Origin of the sequence: Actinomadura xylanilytica, assembly GCF_030283145.1 — a bacterium.
GTDB lineage: Bacteria > Actinomycetota > Actinomycetes > Streptosporangiales > Streptosporangiaceae > Spirillospora > Spirillospora xylanilytica.
Genome location: NZ_JASNWE010000003.1, coordinates 187,642 through 213,512 on the forward strand (window position 1 = coordinate 187,642; position 25,871 = coordinate 213,512).

Annotated in this window: 15 protein-coding genes; 14 read left to right on the forward strand and 1 reads right to left on the reverse strand. The window is 72.2% G+C overall.

What is annotated here, in order from left to right:
- Positions 1–46 precede the first annotated feature (46 nt).
- Complete coding sequence (locus QP090_RS18860; protein ID WP_285940295.1) at positions 47–781, reverse strand: sulfotransferase family protein; 735 nt, start codon at positions 779–781, stop codon at positions 47–49.
- A 288-nt stretch (positions 782–1,069) separates the two neighbouring features.
- On the opposite strand from QP090_RS18860, the gene QP090_RS18865 reads away from it, so the two are divergent.
- The 14 genes from QP090_RS18865 (at position 1,070) to QP090_RS18930 (ending at position 25,730) form a co-directional block, all read left to right on the forward strand.
- The gene (locus QP090_RS18865; protein WP_285940296.1) at positions 1,070–2,161 is read left to right on the forward strand and encodes a PAS domain-containing protein; all 1,092 of its coding nucleotides are present in this window, start codon (positions 1,070–1,072) and stop codon (positions 2,159–2,161) included.
- The gene (locus tag QP090_RS18870; RefSeq protein WP_285940297.1) at positions 2,151–2,735 is read left to right on the forward strand and encodes a hypothetical protein; all 585 of its coding nucleotides are present in this window, start codon (positions 2,151–2,153) and stop codon (positions 2,733–2,735) included. Before QP090_RS18865 ends, QP090_RS18870 begins: the two co-directional genes overlap by 11 nt.
- Entirely contained in the window at positions 2,732–4,180 is a 1,449-nt protein-coding gene (locus QP090_RS18875) for a condensation domain-containing protein (protein WP_285940298.1), read from the forward strand. Before QP090_RS18870 ends, QP090_RS18875 begins: the two co-directional genes overlap by 4 nt.
- Positions 4,181–4,230: 50 nt before the next feature.
- On the forward strand, positions 4,231–5,718 hold the full coding sequence (locus tag QP090_RS18880; RefSeq protein WP_285940299.1) for an arylsulfotransferase family protein: 1,488 nt from the start codon (positions 4,231–4,233) through the stop codon (positions 5,716–5,718).
- A gap of 144 nt (positions 5,719–5,862) precedes the next feature.
- A complete protein-coding gene (locus QP090_RS18885) occupies positions 5,863–6,903 on the forward strand; it encodes a type III polyketide synthase (protein ID WP_285940300.1) in 1,041 nt (346 codons plus the stop codon).
- A gap of 29 nt (positions 6,904–6,932) precedes the next feature.
- The gene (locus QP090_RS18890; RefSeq protein WP_285940301.1) at positions 6,933–7,565 is read left to right on the forward strand and encodes a sulfotransferase family protein; all 633 of its coding nucleotides are present in this window, start codon (positions 6,933–6,935) and stop codon (positions 7,563–7,565) included.
- 1,618 nt (positions 7,566–9,183) lie between these two features.
- A complete protein-coding gene (locus QP090_RS18895) occupies positions 9,184–15,924 on the forward strand; it encodes a type I polyketide synthase (RefSeq protein ID WP_285940302.1) in 6,741 nt (2,246 codons plus the stop codon).
- A complete protein-coding gene (locus tag QP090_RS18900; RefSeq protein ID WP_285940303.1) occupies positions 15,917–20,302 on the forward strand; it encodes a beta-ketoacyl synthase N-terminal-like domain-containing protein in 4,386 nt (1,461 codons plus the stop codon). Before QP090_RS18895 ends, QP090_RS18900 begins: the two co-directional genes overlap by 8 nt.
- Positions 20,299–20,604 (forward strand): phosphopantetheine-binding protein, encoded by a 306-nt coding sequence (locus QP090_RS18905; protein WP_285940304.1) that lies wholly within the window; start codon positions 20,299–20,301, stop codon positions 20,602–20,604. The genes QP090_RS18900 and QP090_RS18905 overlap by 4 nt, the downstream gene beginning before the upstream one ends.
- Positions 20,604–20,879, forward strand: a complete 276-nt coding sequence (locus QP090_RS18910) for a hypothetical protein (RefSeq protein WP_285940305.1) — start codon at positions 20,604–20,606, stop codon at positions 20,877–20,879. The genes QP090_RS18905 and QP090_RS18910 overlap by 1 nt, the downstream gene beginning before the upstream one ends.
- Positions 20,872–21,720 carry an alpha/beta fold hydrolase gene (locus QP090_RS18915; RefSeq protein ID WP_285940306.1) on the forward strand — a complete coding sequence of 283 codons (849 nt, stop codon included), beginning with the start codon at positions 20,872–20,874 and terminating at the stop codon, positions 21,718–21,720. The genes QP090_RS18910 and QP090_RS18915 overlap by 8 nt, the downstream gene beginning before the upstream one ends.
- Positions 21,717–22,871: a glycosyltransferase gene (locus tag QP090_RS18920; protein WP_285940307.1), complete on the forward strand. Its 1,155-nt coding sequence runs from the start codon at positions 21,717–21,719 to the stop codon at positions 22,869–22,871. Before QP090_RS18915 ends, QP090_RS18920 begins: the two co-directional genes overlap by 4 nt.
- A complete protein-coding gene (locus QP090_RS18925) occupies positions 22,868–24,700 on the forward strand; it encodes a class I SAM-dependent methyltransferase (RefSeq protein WP_285940308.1) in 1,833 nt (610 codons plus the stop codon). Before QP090_RS18920 ends, QP090_RS18925 begins: the two co-directional genes overlap by 4 nt.
- The gene (locus QP090_RS18930; protein ID WP_285940309.1) at positions 24,693–25,730 is read left to right on the forward strand and encodes a hypothetical protein; all 1,038 of its coding nucleotides are present in this window, start codon (positions 24,693–24,695) and stop codon (positions 25,728–25,730) included. The genes QP090_RS18925 and QP090_RS18930 overlap by 8 nt, the downstream gene beginning before the upstream one ends.
- Positions 25,731–25,871: the final 141 nt, after the last annotated feature.

Consider the following 25,871-nt stretch of genomic DNA (forward strand, 5'->3'; position numbering starts at 1 on the left):
ACGCGGCGGCCGGGCGGCCGCCGCGGTGGCTTGTCGCAGTATCGCGTCAGAGGGTGTAGCCGCGATCCGCCACGGCGTCCCGAAGGTCGTCGAGGACCGCCCGGTCGACCTCGGCACTCCACTGGGCCGCGTAGCGGCCGTCCAGGAAGGGCGCAATCTGCGTGGTAGCGAACGCGTTGGGAATATCGAGGAACGACGCCACGGATTCCATTGTCCTCTCCGGGGCCTCCATCAGGTCCTCGTAGCGGACCGTCATGAAGTACCGCAGTGACCGCGCGTCCTCGAAAGCGATCTTGTGGGCATGGAGCCAGTGCCTCACGAGATCGCGGTGCGACAATGCCGGGCTCCACTTACGGGTGCTGAGCGTGACGGAGACCGGGTTGCGCATCATCAGGATGAACTTCGAATTCGGAAAGAGCTCCTGGAGAAGTCGGAACCGGATCAGGTTGGGTGGTGACTTCTCCAGCAGAATTGGTTTCGACAGGTCCCAGTACCGATTCCACTGCGCGCGGAGCCGCCGGGCCGTCTCCACCGAGGCATACGGAGACGACTCGGTGAGATAGGCGTCCGGAGCGAACGCGAACCTCCCCGGGCCGCCGTGGTGTTCGTCGATGGGAAGCACCGTCTGGAGATGCTGGCCCTCGTCCTCGGGCGCACCGGTGTGACGGAATCCGCTGATCTCCGGATGGGTGCCCATAAGCGAGGCGAAGAGAGTCGTTCCGCTTCTGTGCAGTCCCCCGACGAACAACATCGTCGGGGCGGCGTTCTCCGTCTCGTTCACCCATCGAGTATTGATCCGGCTCCCGGTCCCGGTCAGCCCCGAACGACCGGACGTTCACCATGCGCACACGGGCATACCTGCAAGGGCCGCGTGGCTTTCTCGATCCGGTCACCAGGCATTCCAGGCCAAGTAGCCAATAAGACGGGCATGCCCATCGGGCGCGGTCGCCCGTCCGGTCATTGGCGTGGCCGCACGGGTATTCACCAGCGCCCGCGCCGGCTCCAGGATGGCGATGCGGTCGCCCGGGGAGCGGCCTCTCACGACCACCGGGCGGAACGGGGAGACCCCATGGCAGGCAATTCGAGGACAGCGCCGGTCCGGTTCAGCGTCGTGATGATGCACCATCCACGCCGTGCGGACCGGCTGCCGAAGGTCCTGGCGGCGTTCGCGCCGCTGCGGCCCCGGATCGTCCCCGACCCCGTTCCGGACGGCCCGCCAAGCCCGCTGCGCACTGCGAAGCGAGCCTGGGCGGACATCGAGGACGGCGCGACGCACCACCTGGTCCTCCAGGACGACGCCGTTCCGGTCCCGGACTTCGTGCGGCACCTGTGGGAGGCGGTGACGGCCCTCCCCGAGCACGGCATCGCGATGTACTCCCACTGGGACAGCCCGCAGAACTCCTACCTCGCCCGGCGCGCCACCGTCGCTGACCGCGCCTACGCGCCGCTCTCGCCGGCGGAGTGGACGCCCACCCAGGGCTTCGTCCTCCCCGTGGACCAGGCCGGTCGGCTCGCCGCCTTCCTGACGGGCATCCCCGACGACGTGCAGGATGACGACGAGATGGTGGTCGTCTTCTGCCGCAAGCAGGGGATCCCGGTCGTCGCCACCGTGCCGCACCTGCTCGACCACGGCCACGACGAGACGATCGTCGGTCACCACGGCCGCTTCCACGCCACCGTCCACGCCCCGGACCTCCCCGTCCCGGACGGGCACTGGCGACAGCGAAACGGCCTCGAACCGGGCCCGTACACCGTCGAGCTGCTCGACTCCCGCTGCGGAATCCGGATCGTGCACGGGGAACCTGTGGAGCACCAGTTCGGCTGGTACTGGTACGACGCGTGCCCGCTCACCGGCCTGGCGCCTGAGGAGATCCTCGGCCGGGCGGAGCCGTGGCTGAGCGTGTTCCCCGCCGAGCTGCTGCCCGTGGCCACCGAGGTCTGGGCCGCCGGGTACCTGCTCGGCGCCGACGTCGCCCGCGCCGCCGTCCCGGCCCCGCCGCACGGCGGCGGGCCGCTGACCCGGGCGGCGGTCTCCACCTGGGTCGACTCGGGGCTCGCGGAGCCCGACCGCGCGGCCTTCGACCTGGATCCGTTGATCGACCTCGGTGTCGCCGCCGTTCGGTGCGCCCTCACGGCTCACAGCGGTGCCCATGTCCGCTGAGCTGCGTGACCTGCTGGCGGGCATGGCCGCCCGGGAGGCCCACGGCGAACTCATGGCCCCCCCGTTCGTGACGACCGGCGGAACGGGCCCGTCCGTACGGGTGCGCCTGGTCGCCTGCACGGTCTGCGGCGCGATCGGAGGAGACCGGCGCTGGCCGGCACCGATGCGTGGCACGGGCGACGAGCCCGCGCTGTCCATGCTGGCGTGTGAACGTCTCACCGCCCGCGCCGTCCTGCCCATCGTGGTCGTTGTGGAACGCTTCCCCGAGCTGCGTGGCGCACGTTTCGCCACTCGGGCGCTGGCCTGGACAGAGCTGACGCACCTCCCGCCTGAGAAGGCGCTCTGGCAACTTGACCTGGCCGAACGCTGGGTGAACGGCCTCGCCGCCGCTCCTGACCTCACGCTCCCCGCCTCGACCAGGAGCCACGGCGCCGGGGCCGGCCGGCCGCGGCGCCGCCAGGAGCTGGCCCCGTACTTCGTGTCCCCGCACGCCCGCTTGCCCGCGTGGATGGACGCCCACTACCAGGCGGAGCGCAGGGCGGCGCTGCTCCGCCGGTTCGGGGGACAAGGATGACCGAGTATCCGCCGCGCCGGATCCCGTTCACGGGAGACCGGGCCGTCACCAGGCCCTGCACGGTGGGCCAGTGGGACTTCTGGCTGCGGACGCACCGCCCGGGCGAGCCGTCGTTCACCGACATGACCTCCGGCGGGATCCTGCCCGCCGGGGTGACCGTCGCGGAGGTCCTCGACGGGCTTGGTGCACTGGTCGGACGGCACGAGTCCCTCCGCACCCTGTTCCGTCTCGCCGACGACGGCACCCTCGTCCAGGAGGTCCTCGCAGAGGGCGAGGTGGAGGTCGAGCTCGTCGACCTGTCGACGCTCACCCCGGAGGACGCCGTGGGCGACTGGTCCCCGTTCCCGGAGGGCCTCCCGCACGACCCCGCCACCATGGTCCCCTTCGGTGCACGGATCGGCCTGCTCGACGGCAGGCCGACCGTCTTCCAGCTCTGGATGTCGCATCTGGCCGCGGACTTCATCAGCGGCCGGATCGTCGCCGACGAGCTGGTGAAACTCCTGGAAGGACGGCTCGCCCGGCCACCGGGCGCCGCACCGGTCGACGTCGCCGAGGAGGAACGCTCACCCCGAGGGCGGCGCGCGCTGGCCAAGGGCCTCGAGCACTGGCGGCGGGAACTGGCGGCGGCCCCGCCCACCATGTTCACCGCACCGCCCAACGAGTCCGGGACACCGCGCTACTGGCGCGGCGGCATCCGCTCTCAGGCCCTTCCGACCGCGTTGGACGTCGTCGCCAAGCGATACCGGGTCGGGCCCACGCATGTACTGCTGGCCGCGGCAGCCGTCCTCCTCGGCCGCCACACCGACCACGATCGCTGCCCGGTTCGGCTCATGGCGGGCAATCGCATCTCTACCATGCTCCGCCACGCCGTCGGGAACCTGGCCCAGGAGGTCCTGACCGTCATCGACCTGAACGGCGAGACCTTCGGTGACGTGGTGCGGAACACGTGGGCGGCGTCCATGCGGGTGCAGCGCAACGGCCGGTTCGACGCGAACGAGGTCGCCGCCCTGGTCGCCGCGTCCAAGGTCGATCTCTCCATCGCGTTCAACGACCTGTGGACGCCGGTGCGCGACCTCGCCGTCCTCCCCGCCGTACCCCCCGCCCCCAGTACGTTCCATTGGGAACGCAAACGGGACAGAGCCAGCGTCACGTTCTTCCTCGAGGTCCACGAGGACCTGACGGACACCTCCGCGATCCGGCTCAGTCTCCTGGCCGACACCGCCCACCTGCCCCCGCCCACCATCCGCGCCTTCCTGTTCGGCATCGAACGGCTCGTGCTCTCGCTGGTCGACGGTGACCTGCGCCTGGCGGAGATCGAACCCCTCGAACAGCACCCCGCCACGGCCCTTGCCGCGCCGGCCACCGGCGCTGGGAGCCCATCCGGACATGCAGGTTCCACTGCGGGTCCGAGGCTCCCGGCCACCCCCCCTCCCCCTCTGCCATGACCCGCAGAGACCCGGACGCGTCCGTCCGGCCGTTCCAAGGAGTGATCCGCGTGATCCACACCAAGCCACGGTGGTCCGTCCCCGCGATCGGCGCCGCGGCGATCCTCACGGTCGTCCTCGCGACGCCGAGCGGCGCGGGATCCGGACACGCCCTTCCGGTGCGCGCCGTCCCCGCGGGCGCGGCCTCGCCCACCTCGGGCCTCCCTCCGGTGCCCAAGGTGAACGTGTTGCGCAATCGTCCTGGCACCGCGCCCGGCATGTTCTTCACCACCCCGCAGAACCCGAACGACCTCGCAGTCCCGCACGGCCCGACGATCGTCGACGGGAAGGGCCGGCCGGTGTGGTTCAGGCCGATCCCCGCCGGTGAGATCGCCACCGACCTGCGCGTACAGACCTACCAGGGCCGCAAGGTCATCACCTGGTGGCAGGGCGAGCACGTCAACGTCGGCGCGGGCCGCGGCGTCGGGTACATCGCCGATGAGAACTACCGCGTCATCGCCACGGTGAAGGGCTCCAGCGGCCCGGCCGACCTGCACGAGTTCCGGCTCACCTCACGCGGCACCGCGCTGCTCACCCTGTACCCGCAGGTGCAGCGCGACCTCACCGCGGTCGGCGGCCCCAAGGACGGCACCGTCTTCGACGGCGTCGTCGAGGAGATCGACATCGCCACCGGCAGGCTGCTGTGGCGATGGAGCAGCCTCGACCACGTACCGATCAGCGAGACCGACCTGCCGTACGCCGCGCGGCCCGACGGCGCCCCCTACGACTACTTCCACATCAACTCGATCGACGAGGACGCCGAAGGCGACCTGCTGGTCTCCGGCCGGTTCGTGTCCACCGTCTTCAAGATCGACCGGCAGACGGGGAAGATCGAGTGGCGGCTCGGCGGGCGCCGCAGCTCGTTCCCGCTCGGCATCGGCGTTCGGTTCTCCTGGCAGCATGACGCGGTGTGGGCGGGCAAGGACACGATCAAGCTGTTCGACAACGGCACCCTGTTCCTGTGGGACGGGTACGAGTCGCGGGTCGCCTGGATCAAGGTCAATCCAGGCCGCAAGACCACCAGGCTCGTCAAGCAGGTGACCCACCCCGAGCATCTGTCCACCATTCAGGAGGGCAACGCGCAGGGCCTGCCGAACGGCAACACGGCCGTCAGCTGGGGTCCGACGGGCCGGATCTCCGAGTTCTCCAAGGGCGGCAAGCTGCTGTTCGACGCCGCTCTGGACAAGAACTGGAGCACGTACCGGATCTTCCGGTCCCCCTGGCGCGCCAAGCCGGAATCGGCGCCGATCGCCGTCGCCCAGGGCGGGACCGTGCACGCCGTCTGGAACGGCGCAACCGGCGTCGCCCGCTGGCGCCTGTACGCCGGAACGGCCCAGAACGCCATGGAGCCGATCGCCGAGACCGCCTGGAACGGGCTCGACACCGCCATCGCGCTCCCCGCCGCCGCGACCTCCGCCACGTACGTCAAGGTCGAGGCGTTGGACGCCCAGGGTAAGCCGCTGGGCTCCTCGAACGCCGCTCCCCGCACCGGCCGGTAGGCCCTTTCCGCGGGGCGGCGACCGCTCCTGTCAAGTTCGTCCGCCCGGATGCGCCGAAACGTCCGTCCGCCGCTCCGCCCCGCAGGAGGAAGGGCCGGCCGGCCGGACGCTCGATCCCGACTCGACATACTTTGAGAGGTCGTCATGCGCACCGCACGCATCACCACCATCGAGTTCGTCTCACCACCGCAGGTCAAGATGGAGGAGTTCGCGGACCTCTTCGCCGACCGGCCCGGCGGCCACCACGTCGTGGAGGTCATCGGCAACTCCGCCATCGAGTCCAAGGGGATGGCGGTCAATCCGGTCATCGACGATCCCAGCGACTGGGGCACCACCCGCCGGATGGACGTGAGCCTGGCCGAGGCCCGTGCTCTCGGCCGGGAGGCGATCGGCCGGGCTCTGGACCGTTCCGGGCTCAGCCCCGGCGAGATCGGCCTGTTGGCCACCGCGACCACCACCACGCACTCCGCGCCCGGGCTGGACACGCTGGTCCACGAGACGGGCATGCTGCCCGGCACCGAGTTCCAGTCGCTCGGCCCGATGGGCTGCTACGCCGCGCTGCCCGCCCTGTCGACCGTCCGCAACTGGGTCGAGGTGCACGGCCGCCCCGCCGTCCTGCTCCTCGTCGACCTGTTCTCCCCGCACCTGCAGGCCCCTCCGTACGACAGGGAGCAGGCGGTGGTGCTCACCCTCTTCGGGGACGGCGCCGCCGCGGCCGTCGTGCGCCCTGGGGAGGCGGCCCTGCACGGCCTGGACATCCTCGACACCGAGATGCTGTACGTTCCCGAGTTCGCCGAGGACCTCCAGGTCCACGTCGGGGAATCCGGCGTGCGCATCCGGCTCGCGCCGACCATGCCCGACATCACGGCATCCGCCGTGGCCGGACCGACCGACCGGCTGCTCACCCGCAACGGCCTGCGGCGCGCTGACATCCACTGGTTCGCGCTGCATCCCGGCGGGCGCCGCATCATCGACCGGGTCGCCGAGGAACTCGACCTGCCCGCCGACTCCACCGACGTGGCGCGGGCGGTGATGCGCGAGTACGGCAACACCGCCGGGCCCGCCGTCATGGCCGTCCTCGGCCGCCTCCAGGAGTCCCGCCCCCTCTCCCCCGGCCAGTACGGCGTCGCCCTCACGTTCGGCCCGGGCGCCACCATCTGGTCTGTACTGCTGGGCGGCGCCTGACCCTGTCCCTGTCTGGGAGGAGAATCCCCATGCTCGAAGTCATCGGTGCCGGATTCGGCCGCACCGGAACGCTGTCGTTGAAGGCCGCGCTGGAACGGCTCGGGTTCGGCCCCTGCCACCACATGCTCGGCATGCTCCACAAGCCCGACGAGGTCCCCCTCTGGCGCACCGCCGCGGCTCGAAACGGCACCGTGGACTGGGACCGTGTCTACCGCGGCTACCGCTCCACCGTGGACTGGCCGGGCGCTCGCTTCTGGCGCGAACTCGCCGACCACTATCCCGACGCGAAGGTCATCCTTGGCGTCCGCGACCCGGAACGCTGGTACGAGAGCGCCCTCAACACCATCTACCGCGCCGCCATGGACGATTCTCCCGCGGCCTCCCCCGTCCTGGCCGATATGCGAAGAATGTCCCGCGAGATGTTGTGGGACGGGCTGTTCGACGGCCGTTTCAGCGACCGCGGCCACGCGCTGCGCGTCTTCAACGACCACATCGTCGCCGTCCGGGAGTACCTGCCCGCCGACCGGCTGCTCGTCTTCGAGCCCGCCAACGGGTGGGAGCCGTTGTGCGCGTTCCTCGACAAGCCCGTGCCCGACGAACCGTTCCCCCGGCTCAACGACCAGGAAGAGTTCGCATCCCTCCTGGATGAGCACACCGCCTGACCCGAGCCCGGGCGAGAGGATCGGCAGATGCCCCGGGTAGTGCGGACCGAGCCGGCACCGGCGTTCTCCGCCGTCGAGGGGGCCTACGGCATCGTCGAAGTCTTCCCGGAGATCATGGTGGGGCACCGTGTTTGACGGGCGGCGCGGACCGTCGCCTGGTGGACTCCTCCGGTGTCTCCGTGAGCTTCGAACACGAGCAGGTCGCTGCCGCCCATGAGCGAGGTGTTGTTACCGGACGGTCCTTTGGGGGTCGAACTTCTTGTCGAAACCCGGCCCGCCGCCCTTCTTCATCGCGTTGATCCCCCAGCGGCCGGTGTACTACACGGCGGTTTGGGCCCTTGAAGAAAATGTGCGAGAACGTTCCCGTGTCCACCTTATTGAACGTGAAGACGTCCTTGTAGGACGACTGCCACTGTGCCAGGGCCTGAGCCACCTGCGGGATGTCGAAATCCCACTGCCTGGTCTCGTCCCACGTCGTCGGAGGCTTTACACCGAGGTCCCTGCGGTCATAGAACGCACGGGTCCAGGGGACGCTATAGGACGTCGTGCCCTTGCAGACCGTGCTGTCCCATGCGGGAAAGAGCTGCGGCTGTCGAACAGGTTGTCCGGAGTGACGTCCAGGTCACCCATCCAGGTCGTGCCGACCTTCCTGACGTTCGGGGTCGCATTGCCTGCGTTGGACGAAACGAGCTTGTTGTGTGCGACGTCCATGCCCATCGACGTCTTTCCGTTGCCCCGGACGCCGGAGAGACGCGAGAGGGCGGCCCGGGATGCGCCGCCAGGTATGCAGGTTCCGGGTGAGAGCATTCGCGATCACCTGATCCCGGCTGATCAGCGCCTACGTGGCGGGAGCGGTGGCCGGCACGGACCGGGTTCCTCCGGTCGCGTGTGACGTCGGACATCGGGTCCCCTTCCCTGGACGGGCCGCCTCGTGCAGCCCGTCCATCGGGGAATCCCAGGGAAGGGCGATCCTTCAGAATGTGATGTATATCATGCTCTGTCCTCGCGCCCATGCCGGCCCCCGCGCACGACCGCCCCCAGTCCGTCGCACGGAGCAGGGCGTCCGCCAGCCTCTCCAGCGCCCACCAGTACGGCCTCGACAACAGCGCGCAGAACAGCCCGTTGAAATCCGCCCCTGGAGAACCCTCGTAGCCGCCTGAAGCCATGCCCGCCTCCCGTGTCGACAGGTTTGCCGCGGGACATCTAATGCCAGCGCGCGGGGCGGCATGTCAGCGACTAACAGAGTGGGATTTGGCTCAGAGTGGTCCGTGCACATCAACGGCATGGTGAAAGCTTTCTCTTCGGCGCGCGTGTCATTGTGTGAGCATTTCCTCACGCGACGTGTGCGGGCATTGGCCGTTCGGCGGAAAATTCAGCGCACCCGGATGGCTTTCGACCAGGCGTTTCTTGACCAACTGGCCTTACTGTCCAATAAAGGAATGTCGACATCGGTCGCGATGCTGTGGTAGCACCTATACAGTCGCGCGGCCTTCACCATCGTCCCCCGCTTCCGCTGACACCCCCGCCGCCACTCCAGATGTGATTCGCACGTCCACCATGGGCTCCCCCATGCCCTCCTGAAGGGGACTTCTTCAGAGGTTGGGATGGAAAGACACAGATGACGACCGACCTGCACAGCCGTGACCTGGTGATCGGCCTGACCCCCTTCACCGAACCCAACGCCGCACTGACCGTGGCCGTCGAACGGGCCGGCGGTCTCGGCATCCTCGACCTCGGCCTGGACTCGGTCCGGGCGCGCGAGGAACTGGACCGCGTCACGCGCCGCTGGGGCGGCGCCTTCGGCGTGCGGGTGCCGGAGGGCTGCCCGCTCGCGCCCGAAGACCTGCCCAGCGATGTCGACACCGTGGTGCTCGGCGCAGGCGTGAACGGCCGGGCGTGGCTGAGTACGGCCTGCCGCATCCTCGCCGAGGTGACCTCCGTCGAGGAGGCGTGCGCCGCCGTGGAGCGGGGCGTCGCCGGAGTCATTGCCAAGGGTATGGAGTCGGGCGGCCGGATCGAGGAGCTGAGCGCGTTCGTTCTGCTCCAGCGTCTGGTAGCCGTGGTCGCCGTTCCGGTCTGGGCGCAGGGCGGAATCGGCACCGCCACCGCCGCCGCAGCCGTGGCCGGCGGGGCTCGCGGTGTGGTGGTCGACTCCCAGCTCGCCCTGGTGGCCGAGGCGGAGCTTCCGGAGGCGGTCGCGGCGGCGATCGCCGCGATGGACGGCAGCGAGACGAGGGTCGTCGACGGCCATCGTGTCTACACACGCCCCGACCTTCCGGTGTCCGAGCTGGCCGAGAGCGGCGTCCCGAACCATGTCGGAGCCCGCGACCTGCGCACGCAACTGCTCCCGATCGGACAGGAGGGCGCGTTCGCCGCGCCTCTCGCCCGTCGGCACAAGACGGCGGGCGGTGTCGTCCAGGCGATCCGTGCCGGGATCCGCGCCGGGATCGCCGCAGGCAAGGAGCAGGCTCCCCTGGCGCCGGGCCGGGGCATCGCGCACGCTTCGAAGGACCCGCGCTACCCGATCGCGCAGGGTCCGATGACCCGTGTCAGTGACCAGGCCGCGTTCGCCTCGAAGGTGGCGGAGGGCGGCGGCCTGCCGTTCCTGGCGCTCGCCCTGATGAGCGGCGCGGACACGCGCCGGTTGCTGACGGAGGCCGCCGAACTGCTCGGTGACCGACCGTGGGGCGTCGGCATCCTCGGCTTCGCCCCGGAGGAGGTCCGCGCCGCCCAACTGGAGGCCGTCCACGCGGCGCGCCCGCCGTACGCGCTGATCGCCGGTGGGCGTCCGGCCCAGGCCGCGGCGCTGGAGGGCGATGGCATCTCGACCTACCTGCATGTCCCCTCTCCTGGCCTGCTGGCGCGGTTCCTCAAGGACGGCGCCCGCAAGTTCGTGTTCGAGGGCTCGGAGTGCGGCGGGCACATCGGCCCGCGCGCGAGCTTCCCGCTCTGGCAGTCCCAGATCGACTGCCTGCTCGAGCACCCCGAGGTGCTGCCCGAGGTGAGCGTGCTGTTCGCCGGGGGCGTGCACGACGCGCGGTCGGCCTCGATGGTGTCGGCAGCCTGCGGGCCGCTCGCCGAGCGCGGCGTCGCGACCGGCGTGCTCATGGGAACGGCGTACCTGTTCACCCAGGAGGCCGTCAGCGCCGGTGCGATCCTTGAGAACTACCAGCGGACCGCACTGGAGTGTGAACGCACGGCCTTGCTGGAGACCTCGCCCGGCCACGTGACCCGCTGCGCGGACACCCCGTACCTCACGGCGTTCGAAGAGACGCGGCGGCGCCTCACCGAAGACGGCGCCACCGTCCAGGAGACCTGGGCGGAACTGGAGAGCCTCAACCTCGGCCGACTGCGCATCGCCTCGAAAGGCCTGCGGCGTACGGCCGAGGGCGTCCGGACGGTGGACGAGCGGGAGCAGCGCGACGAGGGCATGTACATGCTCGGCCAGGTCGCCATGCTCCGCTCGCAGGTCACGACCGTCGCCGCGCTGCATGAGGAGGTCTCGGCCGGGTCCGCCCGCCTGCTCGCCTCCTTCGCGGACGAGGAGACGGCGGTGCGGGAGGCCTCCGCGAAGCCGCTGGACATCGCCATCGTCGGCATGGCCTGCGTGTATCCGGACGCGGGTGATCTCGGGGAGTTCTGGTCGAACATCGTCCATGGTGTCGACGCGGTCACCGAGGTACCGGCTGAGCGCTGGAAGAGCGAGCTGTACTACGACCCGGAGGCCACCACGCGGCCCCGGGGCCGGACGTCCTCCAAGTGGGGCGGCTTCATCCCGCAGGTGCCCTTCGACGCACTGGACTACGGCATCCCGCCCGCTTCGCTCGGCAGTATCGAGCCCGTTCAGTTGCTCGCGCTGGAGGTGGCCGCCCGGTCGCTGCGCGACGCGGGTTACGCCGACCGCGCCTTCGACCGCGAACGCACCTCGGTGATCTTCGGCGCCGAGGCGGGCAGCGGCCTGTCGGCGGCGTACGGCCTGCGCTCGATGCTGCCGTCCTACACCGGCGAGGTCCCACCTGCTCTGGACCAGCACCTGCCCGAGCTCACCGACGACTCCTTTCCCGGCGTGCTGAGCAATGTGATCGCCGGACGGATCGCCAACCGCCTCGACCTCGGCGGGTCCAACTTCACTGTGGACGCGGCCTGCGCGTCGAGTCTCGCCGCGCTGGACCTGGCCTGCAAAGAGCTGTCCGCAGGCAGCAGCGACATGGTCGTGTGCGGCGGCGCGGACCTGCACAACGACATCCAGGACTACCTGCTCTTCGCCTCGGTGCACGCGCTGTCACCGAAGGGCAGATGCGCCACGTTCGACTCCGCCGCCGACGGCATCGTGCTCGGCGAGGGGGTGGCCTGCGCGGTGCTCAAGCGCCTTGCCGACGCCGAGCGCGACGGCGACCGGATCTACGCGGTCGTCAAGAGCGTGGCCGGATCCAGCGACGGCCGCTCCCTCGGCTTGACGGCGCCGCGCCCCGAGGGACAGCGGCGCGCGCTCGAGCGCGCCTACGCCGCCAGCGGTGTCTCCCCCACCGAGGTCGGGCTGATCGAGGCGCACGGTACCGGCACCGTGGTCGGCGACCGCACCGAGCTGGCCGCGCTCACCGACCTGTTCACCGAGGCCGGTGCCGAACCCGCGAGCTGCCGGATCGGGTCGGTCAAGTCCCAGATCGGGCACACCAAGTGCGCCGCCGGCCTGGCCGGGCTGATCAAGGCCGCGTACGCCCTGCACACCGGGGTGCGTCCGGGCGGCCTGCACATCACCGAGCCGAACCCGTACTGGTCGCCGGAGACGAGCCCGTTCGCGTTCGGGCCGGCGCCGTGGGGCACTCCGCCTGGACGCCGGTATGCGGGGGTGAGCGCGTTCGGCTTCGGCGGCACCAACTTCCACGCCGTTCTGAGCGGCTACGACGGTGCGGACGAGCCCGCGCACGGCCTCCCGGAGTGGCCCGCAGAGCTGCTGGTGTTCCGCGGCGCCGGACCAGACGAGGTCGCCCGGGAAGCCGACCGCCTGGCGAAGCTGCTCGACGCCGACCCTGCCGCCAAGCTGCGCGACCTGGCGACCGCCCACCTGCGGGGCGCCCCCGACGCACCCGTCCGTGCCGCGCTCGTCGCCTCTGGCCGGGACGACCTGGCCGCCAAGCTCGCCGACCTGCGGGCCGGACGGGCCGGGACGGGCGTCCACCTGCCACCGGACGAGATCGCGACCGGCACGGTGGCGTTCCTGTTCCCCGGCCAGGGCAGCCAGCGGCCCGGGATGCTCGCCGACCTGTTCGTCGCCTTCCCGCGCCTTCAGCGCCTGCTTCGGCTGGCGGACGGCCGTTTCGCCCCGGTGATGTTCCCGCCGGCCGCGTTCGACCGCGAGGAGATCGCGCGGCAGAAGGCCGCGATCACCGACACCCGCGTGGCCCAGCCCACCCTGGGCATCGCCGGGCTGGCCATGGCCGAACTGCTCGGCACGCTCGGTGTCCGGCCCGACATGGCGGGCGGCCACAGTTACGGGGAACTGGTCGCGCTCTGCACGGCCGGGGCGTTCGGCGAGGAGGACCTGATCGCCCTCAGCGAGGCACGCGCCGACGCGATCCTCACGGCGGCCGGTGAGGACCCCGGGACGATGGCCGCGGTCGCGGCCTCCGCCGCCGACGTGGGCACGGCACTCGCGGACCTCGGGGTGGACGACGAGGTGATCGTCGCCAACGACAACGCCCCCGAGCAGGCGGTCGTCTCCGGTCCCACGGACGCGGTCGAACGCGCCGCCGCCGCCCTCGGCGCCCGCGGGATGAACACGCGCGACATGCCGGTCGCCTGCGCGTTCCACAGCCCCCTGGTCGCCGCGGCCGCGGACGCACTGGCCGCAGCGCTCGCCGACCGCGACGTGCGACCGCCCGCTTACCCGGTCTGGTCGAACGGCACCGCCGCCCCGTACCCCGGGTCGCCCGACCTCGTCCGCGAACTGCTGGCCCGCCAGGTGGCCGAGCCCGTGCGGTTCGTCGAGCAGATCGAGGCGATGTACGCGGCCGGCGCACGGGTCTTCGTCGAGGCGGGGCCGGGCCGCGTGCTGACCGGCCTGGTCCGCAAGATCCTGGGTGACCGGCCGCACACGGTCGTGGCCTGCGACGTGTCCGGCGAGAACGGTGTCGTGCGGCTGCTGCACGCGCTCGCCGAGCTGGCCGTCGCCGGTGTTCCGGTCGACCTCGGGCCCCTGTACGCCGGCCGTGCCGGGCCCGTCCCCGGCACGGCCGGACGCCCCGGGTGGGTCGTCGACGGGCAGCTCGTACGGACCGCCTCCGGGGAACCCGTGCCCGGCGGGCTGCGGCCCGCGACCGAAGCGCCACAGATGGGTCCGACAGCGACAGGAGAACCGATGGGTGAGGCCAACGGATCGCAACGCGACGCCGCGGTGACGGAGTTCCTGCGGACGACGCGGGAGCTGGTCGCGGCACAGCGCGACGTCATGCTCGGCTATCTCGGGGCCGCTCCGGCGCCGCCGCCCGTCCCGGCGGCGCTCCCCGCTCCGGTCCCGGAACCGGCGGTCGCGCCGGTCGGCGAACCCGCGCCCGTCGCCGAGCCCGCGGCCACGCCGGAGCCGAGGACGGTCGGGCCGGAGCGAATCCGCGAGGTCGTCGTCGCCACGGTCAGCGCCCGTACCGGCTACCCCTCCGACATGCTCGGCACGGACCTGGACCTGGAGAGCGACCTGTCCATCGACTCGATCAAGCGAACGGAGATCATCGGGGAGCTCGCCGAGCGCCTCGGGCTCTCCGGCGACGAGTCGGCACTGAACGAGGACGTCGTCGCCGAGCTGGCCCGGATCAAGACCATCGGCGGCATCGCCGACTGGCTCGGCGGCCACCTCGCGGGGCCGGCCGAGCCCGCCGAGCCCGTTCAGGCGGCCGAGCCCGCCGGGTCCGCCGTCCCCAGCCGGTATGTCGTCGAGCCCGTCACCGTCGCCGCCCCCGGAGTCGACGGCCCCAGGCTCACCGGCCGCAGGGTCGTCATCGTCGACGACGGTCGCGGGATCGCGCTCGAACTCGCCGACCTGCTCGAACGCCGCGGGGCCGCCCCCCGCGTCGTGGCGGCCCCGGAGGACGAGACCAACGCCGACGCTCTCGTGCACCTGGCCGCGCTGTCGCCCGGCGCCCGACCGGTACTGCCCACCGCGTTCGCCGGGATCCGCCAAGCCATGCTGGACGGCGCCGACCGGCTGGTGGTCGCCACCGCGACGGCGGGGGGCTTCGGGCAGGGCGACGGCGTGTCCGAGCACGACCCGATCGACATCGGCCTACGCGGGCTCGTCCGTGCGCTAGCGCGCGAGTATCCCGACGCAGTGGTGCGCGCAGTCGACGTCGACCCCAAGGAGAACCCGCGCAGGATCGCCGAACACCTGCTTCAGGAGTTCGCGGGCGGCGACGGCCGCACCGTGGTCGGATACCGCAACGGCACCCGCACCACGCTGCGGGTCCGCCGCGCCGAGCTCGACGGTGAGGTGGCCCCGCCGCCCGGCCTGGGCCGCGAATCGGTGCTCCTGCTGACCGGCGGCGCACGCGGCATCACCGCCGTCGCCGCCCGCGCACTGGCCCGCCTGACCGGCTGCCACGTCGAGCTGATCGGACGGACGCCGGCCCCGTCCGCGCCGGAGGACCCGGCCACGACGTCCGCCCCGGACATGTCCGCGCTTCGCGCCGCCCTGGCCCGCCAGGGCGGCGGAAGACCCACCGAGATCGACGCGGCCGCGCGCCGCATCCTCAGGGAGCGGGAGATCCGGGGCACGCTGGAGGAGCTGCGCGGCGTCGCGGCCTCGGTCCGCTACCACGCCGCCGACGTCCGCGACGCCGACGCGGTACGCGCCATCGTTGAAGACATCCACGCGCGGCACGGACGGCTCGACGGGATCGTCCACGGTGCGGGCCTCTTGGAGGACCGGCTGCTCGGCGACAAGACGCCGGACTCGTTCGCCCGCGTCTACGCGACGAAGGTGGACGGTTTCCGCGCGCTGCTGAAGGCGATCGCGCCCGTCGGCACCCAGGACGGGGACGAGCGTCCGCCCGTCGGGTTCGTCGCCGCGTTCGGCAGCGTGTCCGGGGTGTTCGGCAATCGCGGTCAGACCGACTACGCGGCGGCCAATGACGCCCTCGACTCCCTCTGCCACGCGTGGGCGGCGCGGCTGCCCGGCCGCGTCGTCGCGATCGACTGGGGACCGTGGGCGGGTGGCGGCATGGTCTCTCCCGACCTCGGACGCGAGTACGCGCGGCGCGGCATCACGCTGATCGACCCGGACGCCGGCGTCGCGTGCCTGCTGCGTGAGCTGTCCCACGGCCAGGACGCCCAGGTCGTCTACATGTGCGGCGAGACCAACGATGTCTGAGGACGTCGCGATCGTCGGAATCGGTGCGGTGTTCCCCGGCGCGGGGGACGCGACGGCGTTCTGGCGCAACATCCGCACCCGGGTGGACGCGGTCTCGGAGGTACCCGCGCACCGCTGGGACCAAAGCGTCTACTACGACGCCGAGGGCAGGGCGGCACCGGATCGTTTCTACTGCCGGCGGGGCGGGTTCGTCGACGAGGTCGCCGACTTCGACCCGACGAGATTCGGCATCATGCCGGCGGCGGTCGACGGCACCGAGCCGGACCAACTGCTGGCCCTGCGGGCCGCGGCCGAGGCGATCACCGACGCCGGCGGCGAGGACCGGCTCCCCGACCGCTCCCGCGTCGGGGTCATCATCGGCCGGGGCGGCTACCTCACCCCCGGCCTCGCGCGGCTCGACCAGCGCGTCCACACCGCCCACCAGCTCGCCGCCGTGCTGCGCGACCTCGTCCCCGGCCTGACCGGGGACCGGCTCGGCACCGTGCGCGAGGCGTTCCAGAAGGCCCTCGGGCCGGAGGAGTCGATCGGCCTGGTGCCGAACTTCGCCGCCTCCCGCGTGGCCAACCGCTTCGACCTGCGCGGCCCCGCCTACACGGTGGACGCCGCGTGCGCGTCGTCGCTGCTGGCGGTGGACCACGCCGTACGCGACCTGGCCTCCGGCCGCTGCGACGCGGTACTCGCGGGCGGCGTGCACCACTGCCACCACACCACCCTGTGGAGCGTCTTCACCCAGTTGCGGGCGCTCAGCCCGACCGAGACGATCCGGCCCTTCGACGCCCGCGCCGACGGCACCCTGCTGTCGGAGGGCACCGGGATCGTGCTGCTCAAGCGCCTCGTGGACGCGGTCAGGTCCGGCGACCGGGTGTATGCGGTGATCCGCGGCGTGGGCGTCGCCAGCGACGGGCGTGCGACCAGCATGATGAACCCCTTGTCCAACGGCCAGGTGACCGCCGTCGAACAGGCGTGGCGGGCCGCGGGCGTGGACCCGGCCGCCGAGCACGCGGTCGGGCTGATCGAGGCGCACGGCACCGCGACTCCTGCGGGCGACACGACCGAGTTGGAAACGCTGCGGCGGGTGTTCGGCCCCGGCGGCCCGCCGATCGGCCTGGGCACGGTCAAATCGATGATCGGCCACACCATGCCCGCCGCGGGCGTGGCCGGGCTGATCAAGGCGGCACTCGCTCTGCACCACGCAACGCTGCCTCCGACCCTGCACATCGAGGAGCCGCATCCCGGCCTGAGCGGCACGCGGTTCACGCCGATCGCCGAGGCCACTGCGTGGGAGCGCCCGCCCGGGACGCCGCGCCGCGCGGCGGTCAACGCCTTCGGCTTCGGCGGGATCAACGCACACGTCGTCCTCGAGGAGGCACCGCGGGCCGCACGCGCGCGTGCCTCCGCACCGGCCCGGCCGGCCGTCGGCGAGCCGGTCCTGCGGATCGCCGGGTCCGGCCCGCGGGACGTCGCGCGCGTCCTCGCCGCCGCCGACGCCGAGCTGATCGAGCGGTCGGGACGGCAGGTCCCGCCCGGCGACGGGCCCTGCCGGCTCGCGATCGTCGGGCCGGACGCGCGACGGCTCGCACTGGCCCGCAAGATCGTCGCGAGGGGGCGCGCCTGGCGGGGCCGGAGCGACGTGTGGTTCACGCCCCGGCCGCTGCTCTCCGGACCCGAGCAAGTGGCCTTCCTGTTCCCCGGCTTCGAGCCGGAGTTCGCGCCCCGCGTCACGGCCCTGGCCGAACACCTCGGCCTGCCCGCCCCCGAGTTGTCCGGCAGCGGCGAGGTCGTCGAGCACGCACTCGACATCGTCATGGTGTGCCGCTTGTACGCCGCCGCGCTCGCCGAGCTCGGCATCACGCCGGGCGCGGTGGCCGGGCACAGCCTCGGCGAGTGGACCGCGATGATCGTCGGAGGGATCTACCCGGAGGTCGACGCCTTCATCGCCTCGATGCGGCCCGGAATGGTGCAGGTGCCCGACGTCGTGTACGCGGCGCTCGGCGCGTCCGCCGATCGCGTCGCCGGTGAACTCGACGGGTTCGACGACGTGTACCTCAGCCATGACAACTGCCCGCACCAGGCGGTGATCTGCGGTCCGGCAGACCACGTGTCGCAAGTCGTGGACGGCCTGCGCCGGCAGGGCGTGCTGACCGAGACCATGCCCTTCCGCACCGGATTCCACTCCCCGGTGTACGCGCCGCACTTGCCCGCCGCCCGGGCGGTGCTGGAACGGCTGGAGGTGGGTCGGCCGACCGTGCCGGTCTGGTCCGCCACCTCGCTCGAGCCCTTCCCCGCCGACGTCGGCGGCGTACGCGACCTGGTGCTGCGCCACCTCGTCGAGCCGGTGCGGTTCCGGCGCCTCACCGAGCTGCTGCACGACTCGGGCATCCGCGCGTTCGTCCAGGTCGGCCAGGGCAGCCTGGTCGGATTCACCGAGGACACGCTGCGCGACCGCGAGTACCTGGCGACCACCACCGCCGTGTCCACCCGCGACGGGCTCGACCAGCTGCGCCGGGTCGCCGCGGCGCTCTGGGCGGACGGCCTGGCCCCGGACTTCACCCGGTTGCCCGCCCCACCGCCCCCGCGCGCGCGTCCGGAAGGCACCGTGCGGCTGCGCCTCGGCGAGCCGATGGTCCGGCTGCCCGACCTCGACGGCCTCGTCGCCGCGCCCGCTGCCGGGGCAGCCGAGACGGTCGTCGGGAACGGCTCTTCGGTCGTCGCCGAGCTGAACGCCGCGCTCACCGCCACGGCCGCTGTGGCCCGGACGATCACCGAGGCATGGCTGGCCGCCCCTAGCGACGTGGCTCCCGCGGACGGCGAGGCGGCCACCGGCGAACCGCCGCAGGCCCTCAGCCGGACCAGGGTGTTCTCCCTAGCGACGATGCCGGACACCGTCGACCACTGCGTGTTCCCCCAAGCGCCGGGCTGGCCCGACATGACCGACCGGTTCCCGGTCGTCCCGCTCACCACGATCCTCGAGGTGATGGCCGGGGCGGCCACCGAGCTGGTGCCGGACGCGACGGTGGTCGGCATCACGCAGGTCAGGGCGCTCCGTTGGCTCTGCACCGCGCCCGAGACGACCACCTCCGTGCACGTCACCCGCGGCGACACCGCACCGGACGGTGAGATCCAGGTCAGGGTCCAGATCGAGGGCTACGCGAGTGGCGTCGTACGCCTGCGCGAGACCGGCTGTCCGGACGCACCCGAGCCCTCGCGGCTGACCCTGTCGGATCCCCGGCCCGCGCCCGTCTCCGCGCGGGAGCTGTACGACCGTGACTGGATGTTCCACGGCCCCCGGTTCGCCAGCGTCGCCCACGTCGACGAGCTCGGCAGCGATGGCATCACCGGGAGCCTGACCAGCCTCCCCGCCGAGGGCGCCCTGCTCGACGGCGCGGGCCAGCTCATCGGCCACTGGATGCAGGTCAGCCTGACCACCGACCAGACCGTGCTGCCGACCGGGATCGGCGCGGTGCGGTTCTACGGTCCGCGCCCCGAGATCGGCGCGCGGCTGGACTGCCGCGCCTGGATCCGGGAGATCACCGACACGGAGATGCGCGCCGACGCCGAGATCCTCGACGGCGAAGGACGCCTCTGGTGCCGGATCGACGGCTGGACGACACGGCGCTTCGCCACCGACGAGCGGATCTGGGACGTGAAGCTCCGCCCGCAGAGCGAGACCCTGTCCGAGCCGCACCCGGGCGGCTGGTGCGTCGTCCGCGAGCGCTGGCCCGACACCGGCTCACGCGAGCTGATCATGCGCCGATACCTGTGCGCCGCCGAGCGGACCCGCTTCGAGGAGCTGACGCCCAACGCGCGGCGCGCGTGGCTGCTCGGCCGGATCGCCGCCAAGGACGCCGTGCGGCGGCGGCTGTGGGACCACGGCGCGGGACCCGTCTACCCGGCCGAGATCACGATCAAGGACGACGCGGGGAGGCCGCGCGCGGCCGGGGCGTTCCGCGCGCCGGGGATCTCGCTGGCGCACTGCGCGGGTCAGGGGCGCAGTCCCGGCATCGCGGTGGCGCTGGCCGGGCCGGGCCCGGTCGGCATCGACATCGAGCCCGTCGCCGAACCCGACGACGACACCGAGAGGGCCACGCTGACCGTCACGGAGCGCCGGCTGCTCCACGACCGGACCGGCGCCGACCGCGCCGCGCTGTTCACGCGGCTGCGGACCGCCAAGGCGGCGGTCGCCAAGGCCCTCGGCACCGGGCTCGGCGGTCGGGCACACGACTTCGAGGTACGCGCGTCCCCCGACCCCGCGGACGAGGACCTGGCTCTGGTCGTGACCGCGCCCGACGGCGACGCGTACCTCGCCGGCAGCACAGTGATCACCAGCGGGGCGGCGGCGTATGCCGTGGCCTGGACGTACGGAAAGGACGCGAAGTGAGCACAACGGACACAGTCCTCGGCGAAGTGGTCGAGATGCTCATCGAGATCGTGGGAGAGGATTTCCTCCTCGACGTCGAGATCACCAGGGACACCACGTTCAGCGACGACCTCGCCCTGGAGAGCATCGAGTTCGTCGCGCTCACCGAGAAGCTCCAGCGGCGGTACAGCGGCCGGGTCGACTTCGCCGCCCTCGTCGCCGACATGGACATCACCGAGATCATGGCGATGAAGGTCGGCACCCTGGTGGCCTACGTCGAGGAGCGCACGACAGTCGCCCGGCCGGGAAGCAGAGCCCGGTGATGCCGTACACGACCGTCCGCGAGGCGCGGTTCCACACGGTGGTTCCGGCGCCCGACCATCCGGGTGAGCCGGTGGTGATGCCGCACGGTCCGTCCACCGGTAGCGCCGCCTCCTGGTACCCGGCCTGGGACCTGCGGAACGGGCCGGCTACACGGCGGATCACCGCGCCGGTCGAGAACACCACGGTGCCGGCCGGCCTCAGGGCGGAACCACCGGTGACCGGCCCCCTCACCGTCCTACCGGGGGCGGCGCTCACGGAATCGGCTCATGGCTGACGTCCACGCGAACGGCATACGGTTCAACGCGCAGATCCTGGAACCCCAGGAGCACACGGCGGACGCGCCGACCGTCGTCTTCGTCCACGGCCTGATCTCCGACAACCTGTCCAGCTTCTACTACACGCTCGCCGGGCCCGCCGTCGTCAACGGGGCCCGCGTGATCCTGTACGACCTGCGCGGGCACGGCCGCTCGCACCGGCCGGAGACCGGCTACACGGCCGACGACGGCGTGAACGATCTGTGCGCGCTGCTCGACGCGCTCGGCGTCGACGAGCCGGTCCATCTGGTCGCCAACAGCTATGGCGGCATCGTCGCCGCCCGCATGGCGGTGACCGAGCCGGACCGGGTCGCCGGGCTGACGCTGATCGAGGCGAGCTGCGCGGGTACGAGCGCCGCCGCCTGGATCGAGGACATGGCCAACACGCTGTCGGTGACCGCACTGCGGCTGGAGTACGACGGGGCACGGAACCAGTACGACAAGGCCGGGCAGCGGCGAATGGCACGCCTGATCGCGCACGCCGACGGGCTGCTGAACCGGACCACCCTGGTGGACGATGTCGCGTCGGAACGGCCGCTGCGCCCGGCCGAGCTGGCCGCGATCCGCTGCCCCGTGCTCGGCGTGTACGGCGAGCGGTCCGAGCTGGTCGGGGCAGCCGCCGAGTTGGCACGTCATGTGCCGGACTGCACGGTCGAGATCCTGCCCGGCCTGGCGCACACCGTCCTGCGTGAGGCGACCGAGATCCTCCGCGACATCCTGCTGACCTGGCTCGCCGAGCAGCGCACGCGGGCCAGGGAACGCCGTGTTCCAGCCGCTCCCCTGACGAAGGAGGGCCCGTGAGCCGCTTCCTGTTCACCGTGCCGCCGCTGACCGGCCACATCAACCCGACCGCGGCGGTCGGCGCGGAGCTGACCCGGCGCGGTCACGAGGTGGCCTGGGCCGGGCATCGAGGCATGCTGGAACCGCTCCTGCCGACCGGTGCCCGTGTACTGCCGGTCACCGATGACGCGCTCGACCGGCTACTGCGCGAGGAGCGTCTCGCGCTGCGCGGCGCCGCGGCGCTGAAGTCCCTGTGGGAGGAGTTCATCGTCCCGCTCGGACAGGCCATGCTCCCCGACGTCGAGGCGGCCGTCGCGACCTTCGCGCCCGATGTCCTGGTCGCCGACCAGCAGGCGATCGCCGGGCCGGTCGCCGCCCGCCGTGCCGGGATCACCTGGGCGACCTCGGCGAGCACGCCGGCCGAGGTGCTGAAGCCGCTCGCGGGCATGCCGAAGGTCGAGGCGTGGATCTCCTCGCTCATGGCCGACTTCCAGGCCGGGTCCGGCCTGGCCGAGGCGGTCGACCTGCGGTTCTCCGACCGTCTCACGCTGGTCTTCACGACCGGGGCGCTGGTCGGCGACGTGTCGCGGTTCCCCGGGCACTGGATCTTCGCCGGTCCCGCGCTGGCCGGGCGGCCCGACCGCGGTACGTTCCCCTGGGACTGGCTCGACTCCCACCGCAGAGTCCTGGTCTCGCTCGGCACGCTGAACGGCCTGGTGGGCGAGCGCTTCTACCGCGTCGCGGTCGAGGCGCTCGCCGACCTCGGCGAGGACCTGCAGGCGATCATCGTCGCCCCGCCCGGCATGCTCACCGAGCCGCCGCCGCACGTCCTGGTCACCGACCATGTGCCGCAGCTCGCCCTGCTGCCCCACCTGGACGCGGTCGTGTCCCACGGCGGCCACAACACCGTGTCGGAGACGCTCGCGCACGGGCTCCCGCTGGTCGTGTGCCCGATCCGCGACGACCAGCCGATCATCGCGGATCAGGTCGTCGCGGCCGGGGCCGGGGAGCGCGTGCGGTTCGGCCGGGTCCGGGCGGACGACCTGCGCGCGGCGCTCCTCGCGGTGCTCGACGTTCCCGCTTACCGTGCCGCCGCCCAGCGCGTCCGAGACTCCTTCGCGGCCGCCGGCGGCGCCGCGACGGCAGCAGACCATCTGGAGAAACTGTCGTGATCGCCATCCCCCTCGCCGGCCTGCTCATCGGGGGCCTGCTGCTCAACGCGTCGCGCCTGCGCGGTCGCGCCGCGGCCCTGACCGAGCTCGACGCTCCCGGCGACGCCTCCGCCGGTGACAGGGCCTTCCGCTCCCTTGTCGCCGAGGGCGTCGTCCTGGACGAGGAGAGCCGCCAGGCCGCCGCCGCGTACGCCCACCGGCAGGACCACGACATCGTCGACCTCCTCCCCCGGGACCTGCCGATATCCGCGGCGCGCGACCTCGTACGACGCATCTCGCGGCCGGACGCCGACGGCCCCGGCAACGGTGTCGGCGCGGGCTCGGCCCTGCTCGTCGTCCCCGGCGTGCTCGAACGCGCCAACGTCACCGAGCCGGACGCGATCTCCACGCCCGACCTGATCAACCTGGCGCGGCGTCTCAAGCACTACGCGCGCGACCGCAGCGCCCTGGCCGTCGCGCCCGCACTTCGCGCGGCACCGGACGACTTGGCACGGCGCCGGTCACGGCTCCGCGCGGGCGGCACGATCGTCCCGATCGACCTGACGCTGGCGCTCGTCCCGTTCGCGCTGCTCGTCGTCGAGGCGTTCCTCTCCTGGCCGCTGGCCCTGGCGTGTCTCGCGGTGTACTGCCTCCAGCCCTATCTCATCTTCGCCGGTACGGCGCTGCGCCCGCGCGGGTTGCACCTGGCGGCCTTGGCCCGTCCGCTGTACGAGGTGTACGTCTGGATGCGGACCGCGACCGGCCGGTGGATGTCGGAGACGGATCGGCGCGATGCCGCCCTGCGCACGGACGCGCGTCCGTACTACGACGCCGAGCTGGCCAAGGGGGTCGAGCGCTTCCTGAAGCCACGGTGCGAGACCTGCCCCTGGTGCGGCGCGAGCGACCTGTCGGTCGTGCTGCGCGGCCAGGATCTCATCTACCACAAGCCCGGGACGTTCACGCTGGAGCGGTGCGGGAGTTGCGGGCACATCTTCCAGAACCCGCGGCTGACGTCAGCCGGGCTGGACTTCTACTACCGCGATTTCTACGACGGCATCGGCGCGGCCGGCGCCGAGAGCGTCTTCATGACCTCCTCGCACGAATACCTGGGCCGGGCCCGGATGCTGAAGCCGTTCGCGACGCCGAAGCGGTGGCTGGACGTGGGGTCGGGGCATGCGCACTTCTGCGCCACCGCCCGCGAGGTCTGGCCCGACACCGTCTTCGACGGGCTGGACCAGGGCGCGGAGATCGAGGAGGCCGCGCGGCGCGGCTGGATCGAGCACGCGCACCGCGGGATGTTCCCCGACCTGGCCGACGGCATCCAGGGCATGTACGACGTGGTGAGCATGCACCACTACCTGGAGCACACCCGCGCCCCGTTCGTCGAGCTGGACGCCGCGGTGAAGATCCTGCCGCTGGGCGGATACCTGCTCATCGAGCTGCCCGACCCCGAATGGCGGCTCGGGCGGCTGTTCGGCAAGTACTGGGTGCCGTGGTTCCAGCCGCAGCACCAGCACATGATGCCGATCGGGAACCTCAAGGAGGCGCTCACCGATCGAGGCCTGGCCCTGGTCGCCGAGGAGCGCGCGTCCGCGCACCAGCGCAACGACTTCGTCACCGCGGCGTACCTGTGGTTCGCCGGGCTCGCTCCTGACCGGACCCTGCCGTGGTTGGCCGAGCGTCGTAGGGTGCGGCACGTGGGGCGCGGCCTGATCTGGACCGTCGGCGTGCCAACCGTGCTCGTCGGCCTCCTGCTGGACCACACGGTGGGCGCCTTCGTCGCGCGCCGGAGCGGCACCGGCAACGCGTACCGGCTGCTCGCCCGCAAGGGGGACGGCGCCCATGGCTGAGGCGGTGCCCCAAGGCGACGAGCTCACGGGGCGTCTGGACCTCGCGCCCGAGGTCCGGCTGGTCCCGGCCACGTTCCACGAGACCTACGGGTACGGGGCGACAGGCGTCTGGCGAGCTCCCGGCTCGCTGACGCTGCTGTCCGACGTCAACGCGAGCATGACCGTGGCGGCGCGCTGGGGCACGATCGTCGCGACACACCCGCGCGAGGACGACACGGTCGAGCTGACGCTGATGAACATGCCGGTCGAGCGCGAACGGGTGGACCTCGCCGACCTCCGCCCCGGCGCGACCGAGCCGTGGGCGGCGCCCGCGCTGAGTGCGGCCTGGGCATTGCGCGCGGCCGGGCACCCGCTCCGCGGCGCAACGATGCTGGCGGGCGTCGACCTGCCCGAGGGCACGGGGCTCGCCGCTCCCACGGCGACTGCGTGCGCGGTGGCACTGGCGCTGCGCGACATGTACGCGCCGACGCTTCCGCTGGGCACCCTGTCCGCTCTGGTGGACCGGGGGCTGCGCGCCTTCGGCGTGACGGGTGGGCGCGAGGCGGGCCGATGCCGCGCGACGCTGCTCGGCCGTCCGGGCACGGCCTACCTGGACGACGGGCCGGACGGCACGCGCGCCCCGCTCGACCTGGAGGCCGCCGGGCTCCGGCTCGTCGTGGCCGACACGCAGAGGCGCGCGGAGTCGCTCCGGCCGGTGGTGGAACGCACACGGCTGAGGGAGGCGGCGACCCGTCTGCGCACCGGCGGCCCGGCCGCGCTGGGGGTGGAGCTCACGGCCGCCCACACCCGGCTGGTCGGCGCGGGCGTGCCGGTGCGCGAGCAGAACACCGTGGTCACGGCGGCCCTGGACGCGGGCGCGCTGGGCGGCCGGATGATCTGGGACGGCCCGGGCCGCCCGGTACTGCTGCTCGTCCGCGCGGAGGACCTGGGCCCGATCCGCACGGCCATCACGCAGGCATGCACGTCCAGCGGCCTGCGATCGCCGCGCCTACTCACGGTGACCCCCTTCGGCCCGGCCACCCGAAAGTAGCCGCCGACCGCTCACCGCACCACCACAACGCCGGTCCTCCTCACTGCTCGGTCTTGGCGGAGTACGCGAGTCGAATCCGACAAATGATCCGTATCTCATTTATCGAAAGACGTTCATGTCCGACCTCCCCGACCTCTCCGC

Bases quoted from the DNA above. Each gene is read 5' to 3' on its own strand.
- QP090_RS18865 (WP_285940296.1), top strand. From the start codon at position 1,070: ATGGCAGGCAATTCGAGGACAGCGCCGGTCCGGTTCAGCGTCGTGATG.
- QP090_RS18870 (WP_285940297.1), top strand. From the start codon at position 2,151: ATGTCCGCTGAGCTGCGTGACCTGCTGGCGGGCATGGCCGCCCGGGAG.
- QP090_RS18875 (WP_285940298.1), top strand. From the start codon at position 2,732: ATGACCGAGTATCCGCCGCGCCGGATCCCGTTCACGGGAGACCGGGCC.
- QP090_RS18885 (WP_285940300.1), top strand. From the start codon at position 5,863: ATGCGCACCGCACGCATCACCACCATCGAGTTCGTCTCACCACCGCAG.
- QP090_RS18890 (WP_285940301.1), top strand. From the start codon at position 6,933: ATGCTCGAAGTCATCGGTGCCGGATTCGGCCGCACCGGAACGCTGTCG.
- QP090_RS18895 (WP_285940302.1), top strand. From the start codon at position 9,184: ATGACGACCGACCTGCACAGCCGTGACCTGGTGATCGGCCTGACCCCC.
- QP090_RS18900 (WP_285940303.1), top strand. From the start codon at position 15,917: ATGTCTGAGGACGTCGCGATCGTCGGAATCGGTGCGGTGTTCCCCGGC.
- QP090_RS18910 (WP_285940305.1), top strand. From the start codon at position 20,604: ATGCCGTACACGACCGTCCGCGAGGCGCGGTTCCACACGGTGGTTCCG.
- QP090_RS18915 (WP_285940306.1), top strand. From the start codon at position 20,872: ATGGCTGACGTCCACGCGAACGGCATACGGTTCAACGCGCAGATCCTG.
- QP090_RS18930 (WP_285940309.1), top strand. From the start codon at position 24,693: ATGGCTGAGGCGGTGCCCCAAGGCGACGAGCTCACGGGGCGTCTGGAC.